The 15206-nt window shown below is 74.5% G+C and carries 16 protein-coding genes and 1 pseudogene; 9 read left to right on the top strand and 8 right to left on the bottom strand.

Going from position 1 to position 15206, the window contains the following annotated elements; genetic code table 11:
• Window positions 1-87 precede the first annotated feature (87 nt).
• From OG852_RS12190 to qcrB, 5 genes are all read left to right on the top strand, one after another.
• Window positions 88-732 (top strand): diguanylate cyclase, encoded by a 645-nt coding sequence (locus tag OG852_RS12190; RefSeq protein WP_133917805.1) that lies wholly within the window; start codon window positions 88-90, stop codon window positions 730-732.
• Entirely contained in the window at window positions 729-1415 is a 687-nt protein-coding gene (locus tag OG852_RS12185; protein ID WP_330347932.1) for a nucleotidyltransferase family protein, read from the top strand. Before OG852_RS12190 ends, OG852_RS12185 begins: the two co-directional genes overlap by 4 nt.
• Window positions 1412-1666 (top strand): BON domain-containing protein, encoded by a 255-nt coding sequence (locus tag OG852_RS12180; RefSeq protein ID WP_133917803.1) that lies wholly within the window; start codon window positions 1412-1414, stop codon window positions 1664-1666. The genes OG852_RS12185 and OG852_RS12180 overlap by 4 nt, the downstream gene beginning before the upstream one ends.
• Window positions 1663-2388, top strand: a complete 726-nt coding sequence (locus OG852_RS12175; RefSeq protein WP_133917802.1) for a metallophosphoesterase family protein — start codon at window positions 1663-1665, stop codon at window positions 2386-2388. The genes OG852_RS12180 and OG852_RS12175 overlap by 4 nt, the downstream gene beginning before the upstream one ends.
• Before the next feature lie 985 nt (window positions 2389-3373).
• Window positions 3374-4915 carry a cytochrome bc1 complex cytochrome b subunit gene (gene qcrB / locus OG852_RS12170; RefSeq protein ID WP_443064522.1) on the top strand — a complete coding sequence of 514 codons (1542 nt, stop codon included), beginning with the start codon at window positions 3374-3376 and terminating at the stop codon, window positions 4913-4915.
• Here the strand turns inward: qcrB and OG852_RS12165 are convergent.
• Together OG852_RS12165 and ctaD are read right to left on the bottom strand one after the other, a co-directional pair.
• Window positions 4833-5237: a cytochrome c oxidase subunit 4 gene (locus OG852_RS12165; protein ID WP_133917800.1), complete on the bottom strand. Its 405-nt coding sequence runs from the start codon at window positions 5235-5237 to the stop codon at window positions 4833-4835. The two genes, qcrB and OG852_RS12165, sit on opposite strands and share 83 nt — an antisense overlap.
• Window positions 5234-6907 (bottom strand): aa3-type cytochrome oxidase subunit I, encoded by a 1674-nt coding sequence (gene ctaD, locus OG852_RS12160; RefSeq protein ID WP_330347931.1) that lies wholly within the window; start codon window positions 6905-6907, stop codon window positions 5234-5236. The genes OG852_RS12165 and ctaD overlap by 4 nt, the downstream gene beginning before the upstream one ends.
• 165 nt (window positions 6908-7072) lie before the next feature.
• Between ctaD and OG852_RS12155 the strand changes: the two genes are divergently transcribed.
• Window positions 7073-7441: a DUF6479 family protein gene (locus OG852_RS12155; protein ID WP_133917798.1), complete on the top strand. Its 369-nt coding sequence runs from the start codon at window positions 7073-7075 to the stop codon at window positions 7439-7441.
• 64 nt (window positions 7442-7505) lie between these two features.
• On the opposite strand, the gene OG852_RS12150 is transcribed toward OG852_RS12155, so the two are convergent.
• From OG852_RS12150 to OG852_RS50965, 5 genes and pseudogenes are all read right to left on the bottom strand, one after another.
• A complete protein-coding gene (locus OG852_RS12150) occupies window positions 7506-8504 on the bottom strand; it encodes an iron-containing redox enzyme family protein (RefSeq protein WP_330347930.1) in 999 nt (332 codons plus the stop codon).
• Window positions 8501-8716 carry a CDGSH iron-sulfur domain-containing protein gene (locus tag OG852_RS12145; RefSeq protein ID WP_133917796.1) on the bottom strand — a complete coding sequence of 72 codons (216 nt, stop codon included), beginning with the start codon at window positions 8714-8716 and terminating at the stop codon, window positions 8501-8503. The genes OG852_RS12150 and OG852_RS12145 overlap by 4 nt, the downstream gene beginning before the upstream one ends.
• Window positions 8700-9380, bottom strand: a complete 681-nt coding sequence (locus tag OG852_RS12140; RefSeq protein WP_330347929.1) for a HemK2/MTQ2 family protein methyltransferase — start codon at window positions 9378-9380, stop codon at window positions 8700-8702. The genes OG852_RS12145 and OG852_RS12140 overlap by 17 nt, the downstream gene beginning before the upstream one ends.
• A 109-nt stretch (window positions 9381-9489) precedes the next feature.
• Window positions 9490-10173, bottom strand: a complete 684-nt coding sequence (locus OG852_RS12135) for an HAD family hydrolase (RefSeq protein ID WP_133917795.1) — start codon at window positions 10171-10173, stop codon at window positions 9490-9492.
• Window positions 10160-10585: pseudogene (locus tag OG852_RS50965) on the bottom strand (Rieske 2Fe-2S domain-containing protein); the annotation flags it as partial. The gene OG852_RS12135 and the pseudogene OG852_RS50965, both read right to left, overlap by 14 nt.
• A gap of 477 nt (window positions 10586-11062) precedes the next feature.
• Here OG852_RS50965 and OG852_RS12125 point away from each other — a divergent pair.
• The 3 genes from OG852_RS12125 to OG852_RS12115 all read left to right on the top strand — a co-directional run bounded on the left by OG852_RS12125 (window position 11063) and on the right by OG852_RS12115 (window position 14453).
• Entirely contained in the window at window positions 11063-13597 is a 2535-nt protein-coding gene (locus tag OG852_RS12125) for a molybdopterin oxidoreductase family protein (RefSeq protein WP_330347928.1), read from the top strand.
• Window positions 13594-14055, top strand: a complete 462-nt coding sequence (locus tag OG852_RS12120; RefSeq protein ID WP_133917792.1) for a hypothetical protein — start codon at window positions 13594-13596, stop codon at window positions 14053-14055. The genes OG852_RS12125 and OG852_RS12120 overlap by 4 nt, the downstream gene beginning before the upstream one ends.
• An 83-nt stretch (window positions 14056-14138) precedes the next feature.
• Window positions 14139-14453, top strand: coding sequence for a DUF3040 domain-containing protein (locus OG852_RS12115; RefSeq protein ID WP_330347927.1), 315 nt, complete (start codon window positions 14139-14141; stop codon window positions 14451-14453).
• On the opposite strand, the gene OG852_RS12110 is transcribed toward OG852_RS12115, so the two are convergent.
• Window positions 14454-15167, bottom strand: coding sequence for a GNAT family N-acetyltransferase (locus OG852_RS12110; RefSeq protein WP_133917790.1), 714 nt, complete (start codon window positions 15165-15167; stop codon window positions 14454-14456).
• Window positions 15168-15206: the final 39 nt, after the last annotated feature.

Here is a 15206-nt window from a genome sequence, read left to right as displayed (position 1 = left end):
CCCACCCGTCGGGATCCCGCGCGGGTGTCGCCCAACCGAGGAGGGGTACCGGGGAGGCGGGTCTTTTCGGGAGTGAGGGAGGTTTCCATGGGAGTGCGCGTACCGCCCCGGCGGGCCTGGCGGAACTGGCGGCGGGCCGCCGATCTGCCGATCCCGGTGTCCTCGACCGACGCGGAGGACGCCGACCGCCGGTTCCTGCTGTACGGCCTCCTGCCGCTGTGGGTGGTGCCGGGCCTCGCGGACTGGTGGATGCACCGGCGGACGCGGATCGAGCACACCAGCGGCACCAGGGAGTCCGCCGTCCACGCGCTGATGATGACCGAGACCGGCGTCCCCGTCGTCCTGGGGCTGCTCGCCCGGATCAACCCGCTGGTCCTCACCGTGATGGGCGGCGCCGCCCTCGCCCACGGGGCGACCGCCGTGTACGACGTGTCGCTGGCCGTCGGCGAACGCGAGGTCCGGCCCGTCGAGCAGCACATCCACAGCTTCCTGGAGGTGCTGCCCCTCACCGCGCTGGCGTTCACCGCCTGTCTCCACGCCGACCAGGTCCGCGCGGCGCTGCGGGGCGGCCGGGGCCCGCGGGACTGGCGGCTGCTGCCCAAGGAACGCCCGCTGCCCGCCGCGTATCTCGCGGGCATCGCGGGCGTCGTCGCCGCCGGGGTCGTCGTGCCGTACGCCGAGGAGCTGCGGCGCTGCCTGCGGGCCGCCGCACCCGAAGGGAGCCGTCGATGACAGACGCACAGGGCGCCGCCGCCCGGGCCACCGGCCTCAGAGTGGCCGGCCAGGATCCGCAGCCGCCCCCGCAGGAACAGCTCCCGCCCGACCGCAGCCAGGCGATCCTGGAGGCCGCCAAGCGGGTGGGCGCGGTCCTGAAGCGCTCGGGGCACCCGTTCGCGCTGGCCGGGAGCGTCGCCGTCTACGCCCACGGCGGCAGCGACACGCTCCAGCACGACGTCGACTTCTGCGTGCTGCCCGAGGACGCCGAGGCGGTGGCCGGGGCGCTGCGCTCGGCCGGGCTGACCGTGCGGGTGCCGCCGGAGGACTGGCTGGTGAAGGCCACCTGCTTCGACCAGGACGTCGACATCATCTTCGAACTGGCCCACCGGCCCGTCGGCGCCGACCTGCTGGCGCGCGCCGAGGAACTCCCGGTGGACTCCGTGCACATGCCGGTGCTGGCGGCGACCGATCTGCTGGTGAGCCTGACCGCCGCCTTCTCGGAGCACCACTGCGACTTCGGCGCGGTCCTGCCGGTCGCGCGCTCCCTGCGCGAGAAGGTCGACTGGGACGAGGTGCGGCGCCGCTGCGGCGACGACCCGATGCCCGACGCCTTTCTCCACCTCCTGGAACGGCTGAACGTCATCGACGCCGCTCCCGGCACCGCAGCCGACCACGATCCGGAACGGGAACGGTCATGAACACGGCCATGAATCTGGAGTATCGCGTCGCCCATGTCGCCGAGCGGCTCGCCGTCGGACCGTGCGGCGAGCTCGGGGTGCGGGCCGAGATCCGGGGCGGGTCGGTCCTGCTGACGGGGACGGTCCCCTCCGCGGGATGCCGTGACGACATCCGCCGTATCGCCGGAGAGGAGCTGGCGGACGTACCGGTGCACTGCGACATCGCCGTCGCCGGGACCGCCCCGCCCGACCACCCGGAGGAGCTGACATGACCCGCGTCGCGGCCGTCGGCGACATCCACCTGGGCCCCGAGAGCCAGGGCACGCTCCGCCCGGCGTTCGAGACCCTGCCCGACTGCGCCGACGTGCTGCTGCTCGCCGGGGACCTCACCCGGCACGGCACGCCCGAGGAGGCCCGGGTGGTCGCCCGGGAGATCAAGGACCTCGGGGTGCCCGTCGTCGCGGTCCTCGGCAACCACGACCACCACGACGACCGCCCCGACGAGGTGACGGCGATCCTGCGGGACGCCGGGGCGCACGTCCTGGAGGGCGAGGCGGCCGTCGTGACCTCGGGGGGCGCCCGGATCGGCGTGGCCGGTACCAAGGGGTTCGGCGGCGGGTTCGTGGGCCGGTGCGCCGGCGAGTTCGGCGAGCCCCTCATGAAGGAGTTCGTCCGCTACTCGCGCCGCCGCGCCGACGGACTGCGCGCCGCCCTCGAGGAACTGGGCCGCAGCGCCTGCGACGTACGGATCGCCCTGACCCACTTCGCGCCCGTGCCCGACACCCTCGCCGGGGAACCGCTGGAGATCTATCCGTTCCTCGGCAGCTATCTGCTCGCCGAGGCCATCGACACGGCCGGCGCCGACCTCGCGGTACACGGCCATGCCCACGCCGGCACCGAGCACGGGATGACCGGCGGCGGCGTGAAGGTCCGCAACGTCGCCCAGCCGGTCATCGGCCGAGCATTCCACGTCTACCACCTGGACCCGGGCTAACACCCCGCCCCGGCCAGTCCGTCCCGGCGTCCCGCTCGGGCCAGTCCGCCCGGGCGGCTCCGCCCCGGCCAGTCCGTCCCGGCGTCCCGCCCGGGCCAGTCCGCCCGGGCGGCTCCGCCCCGGCCAGTCCGTCCCGGCGTCCCGCCCGGGCCAGTCCGCCCGGGCGGCTCCGCCCCGGCCAGTCCGTCCCGGCGTCCCGCCCGGGCCAGTCCGCCCGGGCGGCTCCGCCCCGGCCAGTCCGTCCCGGCGTCCCGCCCGGGCCAGTCCGCCCGGGCGGCTCCGCCCCGGCCAGTCCGTCCCGGCGTCCCGCCCCTGCTACCTGCTCCGGCTGGCCCGCTCCGCTGGCCCGACCCGCCCGACCCGCCCGGCAAGCCGGCCCCGGCGACCCGCTCGGCATCCGCCCCGGCCGGCCCACCCAGGCCCGTCCGCCCCGGCTTGACCCGCCCCGGCGGCTCGCCCCTGCTAGCTCGCTCCAGGGACCGCATCGGCTGGCTCGCTCCGGGGACCGCATCGGCTGGCTCGCTCCGGGGACCGCATCGGCTGGCTCGCTCCGGGGCCCGCATCGGCTGGCTCGCTCCGGGGCCCGCATCGGCTGGCTCGCTCCGGGGCCCGCATCGGCTGGTCCGCTCCGGAGTCCGCCCGGCCAGCCCGGTCCGGCGACCTGCCCGGCCAGCCGCCCCAGGCCAATTCGCCCCGGCGGACCGCCCCGGCCAGCCCACCCAGGTGTGTCCGCCCCTGCCGGCCCGCTCAGTGGGTCGCCCCTGCCGGTCCGGCCCCTGCTGGTCCGCTCCGGGGGTCGTCCCTGCCGGTCCGCCCCTGCTGGCCCGCTCCGGGTTCCGCACCGGTCGGACCGCGGTGGCTCGGCCGCCGATCGGGTGTTGTGGGCCGGGCGCGCGAGTGTTTCGGGCGGGCCGGGTACTCGTGCGGCGTCGCGCGGGCTAGGGATGGCGAGAGCGTGGCGGCACGGTCGTGAGGAGGGCGTTCCGTGGGGTCTGCGGCGGAAGGTGCGACGGAGGGCGGGAGCCGACGGAGGGGGGAGCGGTTCGCGGACGCCGTCGACGCCCGGCTGCCCGTCCACGACGGCGCCGGGCCGCTGCTGCGCAAGGCGTTCCCCGACCACTGGTCGTTCCTGCTCGGCGAGATCGCCCTGTACAGCCTGGTCGTGCTGCTGCTGACCGGGGTGTGGCTGACGTTCTTCTTCGACCCCGAGATGCGCGAGGTGGTCTACCACGGCCCCTACGCCCCCCTGGACGGCACCCTCATGTCGGGTGCCTTCGACTCGACCCTGCGCATCAGCTTCGAGGTGCGCGGCGGACTGCTGATCCGTCAGACGCACCACTGGGCCGCGCTGGTCTTCGTCGCCGCGATCGGCGTGCACCTGATGCGGGTCTTCCTCACCGGCGCCTTCCGCAGGCCCCGCGAGCTGAACTGGGCCATCGGCGTCACCCTGTTCGTGCTGGCGCTGGCCGAGGGGTTCGCCGGCTACTCGCTCCCCGACGACCTGCTCTCCGGCACGGGACTGCGCATCGCCCAGGGCATCATGCTGTCGATCCCGGTCGTCGGGACGTACGTCGCCCTGTTCGCGTTCGGTTCCGAGTTCCCCGGCCACGACCTCGTGCCCCGGCTGTACGGGCTGCACATCCTGCTGCTGCCGGGCGCGCTCGTCGGACTGCTCACCCTCCACCTCGTCCTGGTCTTCTCGCTGAAGCACACCCAGTGGCGCGGCCCCGGCCGCCGGAACACGAACGCCGTCGGCAAGCCGATGTACCCCCAGTTCGCGGCCACCTCCATCGGCCTGTCCCTGACGGTGTTCGGGCTGCTCGTCGTGCTCGGCGGCGTCGCCCAGATCAACCCCATCTGGGTGTACGGCCCCTACCGGCCCGACCAGGTGTCCACCGGCGCCCAGCCGGACTGGTACGTCGGCTTCCTCGAGGGCGCGCTGCGTCTGGTCCCGCCCTGGGAGACGAACCTCGCCGGGCACACCGTGATGTGGAACGTCCTGCTGCCGGCCGTCGTCCTGCCCGGGCTGCTCTTCGCCGTCCTGTACGCCTACCCCTTCGTCGAGCAGCGGCTGACCGGGGAGGGGCGCGCGGAGCGGCATCTGTGCGACCGGCCCCGCGAGCGGCCCGTGCGCACCGGCCTCGGCGCGGCGGGCGTCACCTTCTACGGGGTGCTGCTGCTGGCCGGCGGCAACGACGTCATCGCGGCGAGCTTCCGGATCTCGGTGAACGTCCTGACCTGGATCTTCCGGATCGCCCTGGTCGTGGCCCCCGTCGTCGCCTTCTTCGTCACCCGCGCCCTGTGCCGCGCCCTGCTGCGCGCCGAACACACACGGCTCACCGAGGGCGAGGAGACCGGGGAGGTACGGCAGAACCTCGCCGGCGGCTACGAGAGCGACCACCGCCCGGTGACCTCGTTCCGGCCGGGCGCCCCGCGCACCCCGCTCAGTCCTCCTGACCTGCCCCCCGGTTCACGTACTGGAACACCAGCCCGGCGACCCCCCGGGCCAGAACACCGAAACCGATGAGGAACAGCCACAGCCCGAACACGACCCCCGTCGCCGCGACCGCGAACCCCAGGGCCGTGACGATCGGCCAGGGGCTGTGCGGAGGGAAGAACTCCAGCGGCCCCGCGCCCGCCGCGACCTCGGCGTCCGTACGGTCCTGGGGGCGCGGTCCGTGCCGTACGTACTGGACCGCGCAGAAGAACGACACCAGCGCGGCCATCCCGAACGCGACGACGAGCGCCGCCGTGCCCGCCGGATCGGCGTGCGACCAGACCCCGTAGAGCACGGCGGTGGCGCCGAAGAAGACGGCCACCCCACCGAAGAGGATCGCCTCGACCTTCACCGCGGACCCTCCACTTCCACTTTCCGTACGATCTCCGGATGGTGCAGGTCGAACGCCGGGGACTCCGAGCGCACCCTCGGCAGCGCCACGAAGTTGTGCCGGGGCGGCGGGCAGGAGGTCGCCCACTCCAGGCCCCGCCCGTACCCCCAAGGGTCGTCCCCCTCGGCCCGCCGCCCCCGGTGGGCCGTCCGCCAGACGTTGTAGAGGAACGGCAGCGTGGAGACGCCCAGCAGGAACGCGCCCGCCGTCGACAAGGTGTTCAGCAGGGTGAACCCGTCGCCCGGCAGATAGTCGGCGTACCGGCGCGGCATCCCCTCCTCACCCAGCCAGTGCTGCACCAGGAACGTGAGCTGGAACCCCGGGAAGAGCAGCCAGAAGTGCAGCTTGCCCAGCCGCTCGTCGAGCATCCGGCCGGTGAACTTCGGCCACCAGAAGTAGAACCCGGCGAACATCGCGAAGACCACCGTGCCGAAGAGCACGTAGTGCAGATGGGCGACGACGAAGTAGGAGTCGGTGAGATGGAAGTCGAGCGGCGGTGAGGCGACGAGCACCCCGCTCAGCCCGCCCAGCAGGAACGTCACCAGAAAGCCCACCGACCACAGCATCGGCGTCTCGAAGGAGAGGGAGCCGCGCATCATCGTCCCGGTCCACGCGAAGAACTTGATGCCCGTGGGCACCGCGATCAGGAACGACATCAGCGAGAAGAACGGCAGCAGCACCGCGCCCGTCGCGAACATGTGGTGCGCCCACACCACCGCCGACAGCATGGTGATCGCGATCGTCGCCCCGATCAGCGGCAGATAGCCGAACAGCGGCTTGCGCGAGAACACCGGCAGGATCTCGGAGACGATGCCGAAGAACGGCAGCGCGACGATGTACACCTCCGGATGCCCGAAGAACCAGAACAGGTGCTGCCACAGCAGCGCCCCGCCGTTCGACGCGTCGAAGACGTGCGAGCCGAACTTCCGGTCCGACTCCAGCGCGAGCAGCGCGGCCGTCAGCACCGGGAACGCGGGCAGCACCAGGATCGAGGTGAACAGCACGTTCCAGGTGAAGATCGGCATCCGGAACATGGTCATGCCGGGGGCGCGCAGACACAGGATCGTGGTGATGAAGTTGACCGCGCCGAGCGTGGTCGACACACCGGTGACCACCAGCCCCATGACCCACAGGTCACCGCCCGCGCCGGGGGAGTAGTAGGAACTGTTGAGCGGCGCGTACGCGAACCAGCCGAAGGCCGCCGCACCGCCCGGCACCAGGAACCCGGAGACCACCGTCAGCCCGCCGAACAGGTACATCCAGTACGACAGCGCGTTGAGCCGGGGGAACGCCACGTCCGGGGCGCCGATCTGCAACGGCATCACGGCGTTGGCGAACCCGGCGAACATCGGCGTCGCGAACAGCAGCATCATGATCGTGCCGTGGAGGGTGACGAACTCCAGGTAGCCGTGGGCGCCGAGGAGCTGCAGGCCGGGGCGGGCCAGCTCGGCGCGCATGCCGAGGGCCAGCAGCCCGCCGAACAGGAAGAAGCAGAACGCCGTCACCATGTACAGCCGGCCGATCACCTTGTGGTCGGTCGTGGTGGCCCACTCCAGCAGTCTCCGCCCGAGGGGTGAGGGGGGCGCGGGAGGTGCGGGAGGGGTGTCGACGCGGTGCGAGAGATCGCTCATGGTCCTCCTCGGCGTGCCCGGCGCGCGAAGCGTCTCGCGGGTGCCCTGCCCGCCGCCCGGGGAAACCGGCGCCGCCCGGTGACGCTACCGGCGCCCCGGCCCCCGCCGTGTCCGCCACGCCTCGCGGCCCGGCATTCGACGCCGTGTGGCGGGTACTCGGCGCCCATGCACACCACACATGAGCAACTGGCCGCCGCCGGCTCCGTCGCGGGGGCACTGGTCATCCTGGTCTGCGGGCTGCTCGTCACGGCCGCACTCGTGTGGGCCGTACGCTTCGGCATCCGGGTGCGCCGAGGGGAGTCCGCACCGCCCCGGCGCTCCGATCACCCCACCCCGCCCCGCTCGGGACCGGTGGGCGAGGAGCACGGCATGCGCGAGCCGAACGAGGTGCCCCGGGCGACGGACGAGGGCGACCGCCTCACCCCCCACCAGCTCGGCAACAACCCCACCCGACCCGGCCCCGACCAGCCCCGCCGCCGCTGGCAACCCGGCTCCAGCGGCTCCTTCGGAGGCGGGGGCGGCGGAGCGAAGTGAACCGAGGGCGGGCGCCCACCGGTACGAAAGGACGACCGGTGGGCGCCCGTCGACCGCGCGATGATCACCGCGGCGGGCGCAGGGCCGGGCGGTCGGTCTCCCAGGCGGTCAGGAGGCGGGTCGTGAGGCGGTCCTCCAGGTGGGCGGTCGCGTGGATGCCGAACACCACGTCGGCGTCCAGCCATGGCTCGCGCTCCAGCAGCCCGGCGACGACCTCGTGCCGTACGACCTGCTCGTGCACCGCGTCCGCCTCCACGTGCTCCGTGTAGAACCGGACGGCCGCCGGGCCCGCGCCCATCCGGCGCAGCGCCTGCGCCAGCCGCCGCGAGGCCGGCGAGGAGGTGACCTCGACGGCCGCGAAATGCCCGACGAGCGCGCCCCGCAGGGCCCGGTGCAGACCGAGCAGGGACATCAGGTTGACGGTGGCCAGCGCCTCGGCGGGCGCGCTGTCCAGGTAGTGGCCGTAGGTGGTGTCCAGCCCCAGGTCCCTCATCAGGTCGGCGAACAGCTCCGCGTGGATCTCGTCCGCGCGGCCCGCGCCGAACTCGTCGAACTCCACGGCCACCATGGCGGCCTTGGCCCGTCCCCGCAGCCGGGGGATCACCCACGCGTGGGGATCCGCCTCCTTGAGGTGGTAGAGCGACCGCAGCGCCGCGTACTCCCGGAACTGTCCGAGGGTCCCCCGGTCGCGCAGGAAGAACGACAGGCCGCCGCCGTCCTCGCCGACCGGTTCGAGCTGGAGCTCGTCCAGCGCCCGCCCGGCCGTGTCGGAGGCGTCCGTCGGGAGCGCCGCGCGCAGCGCGCCGAGGAATCGGTCCTCCAGCCCGGCGCGCAGGGCGAGCAGCTCCGGATCCCATTCCCGCTCGTCCGGTACGCCGTCGAAGCCCTGGTAGTGGAGTTCGTAGAGGACGTAGAGGGCGAGCTGGAGATCGTCGCCGTAGGGGTCCGCGGGCAGCGTCGGCCAGGCCGCCGGCCGCGCCGCGCGCAGCGCGTCGGTCACGGCCGCGGAGAGCGGGCCGCGCGGCTCGGGCAGCGGCGGCGCGGTGGGGTGTGCGTACGTCATGAGGGCGTCCCGTCCCGTTTCCTGCGGCGGCGATGGCTGGTGTCGCACCAGGGCGGAGTGCGGGTGCGGCGGCAGGTGCAGACGGCCACCGCGAAGCGCCGCGACACCGTCACCTCCCCGTCCTCGCCCACGACTTCGACCGGCCCCTCCACCAGGAGCGGGCCGTCGCGCTGGACACGGACGCGGCGCGGCCGTTCAGGTGTGTTCGGCACGGATGACCACCAGCTCCTCCGTCGTGGCGCCCGCCGCCAGCCCGCGCTCGCGCAGCCAGGCCAGCCGGGAGTGCAGGACCCGGCCGTAGGGCAGCCGGGTCCGGTCGACGACCTCCGCGCGCAGCCCCGTCGCCCGCAGCCGGGTGAGGGTCTCCTCGACGCCGCTGAGGTGCGAGTGCACCATCAGCAGCCGGCCCTCCGGGCGCAGCACCGCCGGGGCCGCCGCGCAGATCCGGTCGATGTGCAGCCGGCCGTCCGTGCCGGCGTCCCAGGCGCGGGCGCTGCCCCGGGGCGGCCCGGCACCGGGCGGCGCGGGGACGTACGGCGGATTGGTGACCACGAGGTCGAAGCGGCGGCCCGGCACGGCGGACGCCAGATCGCCGTGTCGCACCCGTACCGTCCGCCCGTTGAGCAGGGCGTTGCACCACGCGGCGGCGAGGGCCATCCAGGAGATGTCCACCGCGGTGACCCGGGCGCCCCGCCGGGCCGCCTCGACGGCGAGCGCGCCGCTGCCGGTGCCGAGATCCAGGACCTCGGTCCGACGGGTGATCCGCTCACGGCGCATCGCCCGCCCGAGCAGCCCGGTGTCGGTCTGCGGACGGTAGACCCCGGGCGGGGTCCAGCAGCGGATGCGCGGGGTGGTGCCGAGATACTCGACCGTCACTGTGGGACCTCTTCACGAAGTGGGCGCGTCACGGGGCCGGCGCGCCGGGGCGACCGGCTGTGTCCCACGGGTACCCCTGGTCGGCGGACGTAACAGCGGTCGACGGCGGTCACGCGAGCGGGCTCCGCGCCAGCTCGGCCAACAGGTGCGCCGGGTCGTCGTAGACGGCGTCGGCGCCGGCCTCCTCCAGGTCCGCGCGCGGAATGCCGCCGCACAGCAGCGCCACGCACGTCACCCCCGCCCCGCTGCCCGCCCGCATGTCCCACACCGTGTCGCCGACGAACACGGCGCGCTCCGCGGGGACGCCGGCCAGCTCCAGCGCCCGCTCGACGGGTTCGGGGGCGGGCTTGCCCTCGCTGACGTCGTCGGCGCTCGCCGTCGCCGTGATGGCGTCGTCCGCGTCGATGGCCCGCCGCAGCGCGGACAGCTCCTCGCCGTCCGCCGAGGTCGCCAGCACGACCGTCCAGCCGTCGTCGGCCAGCCGCCGCAGCAGACGCCCCGCGCGCGGCAGCGCGGCCAGCCGCTCGAAGTACTGGGCGTAGAGCACCTTGTGCGCGGTCCCGAGCTCCTCCGCCTCGGCGGCCGCGCCGTCCTCGCCGAGCAGATGGGTGACGAGGTCGCCGGAGCCGAGTCCGACCGCCCGGTGGATGGCGTGGGTCGGGACGGTGTGCCCGGCCCGGCGGAACGCCTCCCACCAGGTCACCACGTGCAGGTGGTTGGTGTCGACGAGGGTTCCGTCCACGTCGAACACGGCCGCGCGCCCGGTGCCGGTGCGGCCCTCACTCGGGGACATGACGGGACTCCTCCCGGTTCTCGGAGTCGTGGTTCGGGGAGTCGCGGTACTGGAGGTCGCGCCTCTTCAGCGGCCGTACGGCGGGGCCCTGGAGGACCCGGCCGTCCGGGGCGAAGCGGGAGCCGTGGCACGGGCACTCCCAGGCCTGTTCCGCCCGGTTGAAGGAGACGAGACAGCCAAGGTGGGTGCGGCGGGCGGACACCGCCCGCAGCCGGCCGGCGTCGTCACGGTGGACGGCGCACGGGTGCCCGCCCAGGCGCACCGCGGCACCGTCTCCCGGGGCGAGATCCCCGGGCGCGGACGCCGTGACGGTCGACAGCCGGTCGCCGACGAAGTGCCGGGCCACCTGCGCCTGCTGCTTGAGGAACGGCCTTGCCTCGCGGACCACGGACTCCGGCCGCCCGCGGGCGTACGGCCGCGCGGCGTCGGGGCCGCGGCCGCGGCGCGGACGGTCGTGGACGAGGGTGTGCAGGGCGGTCGGTTCGGCCGTCGTGTGGCCGGTGGCCCCGGCGGCGATCCGGTCGGCCTCCAGCGCGGCCACCCCGCGGCCGCGCCGGGCCGGCTCCCAGGCGGTGCTGAGGCCCGCGATCCCGCCGCCGACCACCGCGATTTCGACGTCGACGTCCTCGGTCGGCGGGGGCGCGGGGTCACCGCCCGGCGCGGTCTCGATCCAGTACGATCCGCGGACTCCTCGCTCGGCGTTCATGGCCGCCGAGTTCCCGTCCCGGCCGGGTGACACGCACGGTCGGGGCGGACGTCGACGCGGATCGGGCCGGGTGGGTCGGGCCGGGTGGGTCGGACGGGCGCTTCGGGGAACCCGTCGTCCTGACGGAGGGGCCCGCAAACCGCCGGGGCGCACCTTCGGCCGGCGACGCGAGAGGTGAGGCCGATGCCATCCGAGACGGATCCCGGGACGCACTCGCGGACGGATGCCGCGACGGACGGCGCGACGCATTCCGGGACGGACAGGATCGCGCAGCCCTGGGGCGAGCGCACCCCCTACGGCCGTGACGGGGACTGGCCGGTGCGGGTGGACTCCTACCTCGCACCCGGGATCACGGCCGCCGCCGTCGACCGGTGGGTCCCGACCGCGTCGCTGCTGCACTCCAACGGGGACGCCATGGACGTCGCGGTCGTCGGCGGACGGATCGTCGGAGTGCGCGGACGGGCCGACGACCGGGTGAACCGAGGCCGGCTCGGGCCGAAGGATCTGTTCGGCTGGCAGGCCAACCACGCCACGGACCGGCTGACCACCCCCCTGATCCGGCACCGCGGACGTCTCGTCGCCTGCGACTGGGACACCGCGCTGGACCGGATCGCCGAGCGGACCCGGCATCTGCTGCGCGAACACGGGCCGGGCTCGCTCGGCTTCTACACCAGCGGCCAGCTGTTCCTGGAGGAGTACTACACCCTGGCGGTGATCGCCCGGGCCGGCCTCGGCACCAACCATCTGGACGGCAACACCCGGCTGTGCACGGCGACCGCGGCCGAGGCGCTGAAGGAGACCTTCGGCTGCGACGGCCAGCCGGCCTCCCTCACGGACGTCGACCACGCCGACGTCCTCGCCCTGTTCGGGCACAACATGGCCGAGACCCAGCCCGTGCTGTGGATGCGGGTCCTGGACCGCCTGGCGGGCCCGGACCCGCCGCGCCTGGTGTGCGTCGACCCGCGCCCCACCCCCGTCGCCCGGCACGCGACCGTGCACCTGGCGCCGCGCTCCGGCACCAACGTGGCCCTGCTGAACGCGCTGCTGCACGAGATCGTCCGCACCGACCGCGTCGACCACGCCTTCGTCGACGCGCACACCGTGGGCTTCGACGAACTCGCCGGCCGGGTCGCCGACTGCACCCCCGAATGGGCCGCCCGCGTCTGCGACGTACCGGCCCGGGACATCGGCGAGGCCGCCGAGCTGCTCGGGGGCGCCGAGCGGCTGCTGTCGACCGTCCTCCAGGGCGTCTACCAGTCCCACCAGGCCACCGCCGCCGCCTGCCAGGTGAACAACCTCCAGCTCCTTCGCGGCATGCTCGGCCGTCCGGGCTGCGGGGTCCTGCAGATGAACGGCCAGCCCACCGCCGAGAACACCCGCGAGTGCGGCGCGAACGGCGATCTGCCCGGCTTCCGCAACTGGGAGAACGCATCCCATGTGGCCGACCTCGCCCGCGTCTGGAACGTCGACCCGTCCCGCGTCCCGCACTACGCGCCGTCCACTCCCGCGCTGCAGATCTTCCGCTACGCCGAGCAGGGCTCGATCAGGATGCTGTGGATCTCCGGCACCAACCCGGCGGTCTCCCTGCCCGAACTCCACCGCGTCCGCGCCGTCCTCGGCCGCGAGGAGCTGTTCACCGTCGTCCAGGACCTCTATCCCACCGAGACCGCACAGCTGGCGGACGTCGTGCTGCCCGCCGCGACCTGGGCGGAGAAGACCGGCACGTTCACCAACGCCGACCGGACCGTCCATCTCTCCGAGAAGGCCGTCGAACCGCCCGGCGAGGCCCGCTCCGACCTGGACATCCTCCTCGACTACGCCCGCCGGATGGACTTCCGCGACCGGGACGGCCGCCCGCTCGTCGGCTGGCACGACCCCGAGTCCGCGTTCGAGGCGTGGAAGGAGTGCAGCCGCGGCCGCCCCTGCGACCACACCGGCCTGACCTACGAGCGGCTGCGCGGCGCGGGCGGCATCCAGTGGCCCTGCACCCCGCAGAACCCGGACGGCACCGAACGCCTCTACACCGACGGCATCACCTGGGCGGCGCCCGACGACTGCGAGACGTACGGCAGGGACCTCGTCACCGGCGCGTCGGTGTCCGAGACGGAGTACCGGGCGCTCAACCCGGACGGCAGGGCCGTACTGAAGGCGGCCGAGTACGTGCCGCCCCACGAGACCACCACCGCCGAGTACCCCCTGCAGCTGAACACCGGCCGCACCCTGTACCACTTCCACACCCGCACCAAGACCGGCCGTGCCCCGCAACTGAACGCCGCCGCACCCGAGGTGTGGGTGGAGCTGTCCGCCGCGGAGGCCCTGCGGCACGGCGTGGCCGAGGGCGACCTCGTCGAGGTCACCACCCCGCGCGGATCCGTGCGCGGCCGGCTGCGGGTCACCGGCATCCGCGACGGCATGGTGTTCCTGCCGTTCCACTACGGCTACTGGGACACCCCCGAGGGCGACCGTCCCGGCAAGGACGGCGGCCGGGCCGCGAACGAGACCACCGTCATTGACTGGGACCCGGTCTCCAAACAGCCCCTGTTCAAGACCGGCGCCGCCCGCCTCACCCTCGTCGAGCGCGCCCACGGAGCCGTCAGCCCCGCCCCGACCACCACCGCCTCCGCCCCGGCCGACCCGCGCGGCGTCCCGCCCACCACCGGCGGACCGTCCGCCGTCGCCCGCCGGAACACCGGCACCCCGCGGGGAGAGCGGCCATGAGCGGCCTGCAGAGCGTGCTGCGCGCGCTGTACGACGGTGAGCGCGGCCTGGAACGGGACCTGCTCGTCACGGCCGAGCGGCACCGCGCCGAGCACGAGGTCCGCCATGTCGCCCTCGACCTGGCCCGCTGGTCGCACGAACACGCCACCCGCCTCGCCGACGCCGCGGCGTCCCACGGCCTCGACCTGCCGCGGCCCGCCGCGGACGGGCCGGACGCCCTCGCCGAGGCGGCGGGCGGGCCGGAGCCCCGGCTGCTGCGCGACCTGCGCGCCCTGCACCTCGCGGCGACCGGGAACTCCCTCCACTGGGAGATGCTCGCGCAGGCCGCGCAGGCCACCGGCGACCAGGACCTGCTCGCCCTCACCACCGCCTGCCATCCGCAGACCCTGCGTCAGATGCGCTGGACGAACACCATGGTCAAGACCCTCGCGCCGCAGCTGCTGGCCGCCGCCGACTGACCGGGCGCGGCCGGACGCGACCGGTTCGCGGTGCCGCCCACGGGTACCCGGCAAGACACTGTCGTACGACCCAGGAGGCCGTCATGCACGAAGACCTCGGCGCCCGGCTCTCGCTCCGCGACCGCCTCGTCCTCAAGCACATCGAGAGCGAGATGCGGCGCGACCGTCGCCGCAACCGCACGGCGGGGACGACCCCGGCCGCACGGTCCCGCGGGCGTGACCCGTGGCTGCCCCTCGCGGTCGCGCTGTGCGGGGCGGCCTCGGTCTTCCTCCTGGTCGTCGGCGTGCTCGGCGCCGGCCGCGCCGCGCTCTGGGCGTTCGCCGTGCTGTGGCCGGTGACGCTGCTCCAGGCGTTCCGGCTGCTCGGCCGCTGGTCCAGACCGCACGCCGACCGCTGATCAGGGGGTGCGGAACCCGCGGAACGTCACCTGTCTGCGGCTTTCGAAGCCGAGCCGTTCGTAGAGCGCGATCGCCCCGGTGTTCGTCTCCGCCACGTGCAGGAAGGGACGTTCCCCACGGGAGAGGACGCGCTCGACGAGGGCGCCGACCAGCCGGACACCATGGCCGCGCCCCCGTGCCCGCGGGTCCGTGCAGACGGCGCTGATCTCGGTCCATCCCGGAGGCCGCAGCCGTTCGCCCGCCATCGCGACGAGCCTGCCGTCGGCGCGCACCCCGAGGTAGGTGCCGAGTTCGTGCGTGCGTGGCCGAAACGGCCCCGGCCGGGTCCGCGCCACGAGGTCGAGCATCTCGGGGACGTCGGCCGCGCCCAGTTCGACGACCTCGCCGCCCCCCGCGGCGGCCTGCTCGGGCGGGCCGTCGGCGCGCCGGATCATCTGCCGCCCCTCGAGGACGAACACCGGCTCCCAGTCCGACGGAGGCTCCGCCTCCGCGCTGAACAGGTCGGCGAACGCGCCCGGCCCGAGCAGCCGGGCGAGGTCCGCCCAGTCCGCCGGGCCGGGATCGGCGGACACGGCCGAGAAGGTCGCCACGTCCGGCTGGTAGGCGACGGCCCGCCCGGCCCGCCGGGCGAGCCCCGCGTGCCGCCCTCGCAGCGACTGGCCGACGGGGTCGTCGAGCACGGCGACAGGACGGGGGAGGCCGGGAGGTTCCATGGCCCCGAGCTTAGGCGCAGGCCCCGGCCCCCACGTGGG

This window comes from Streptomyces sp. NBC_00582 (genome assembly GCF_036345155.1).
Taxonomy (GTDB): Bacteria; Actinomycetota; Actinomycetes; order Streptomycetales; family Streptomycetaceae; genus Streptomyces.
Note: the sequence above shows the minus strand (reverse complement) of the source record. Positions and strands in the feature narration are given on the sequence as shown.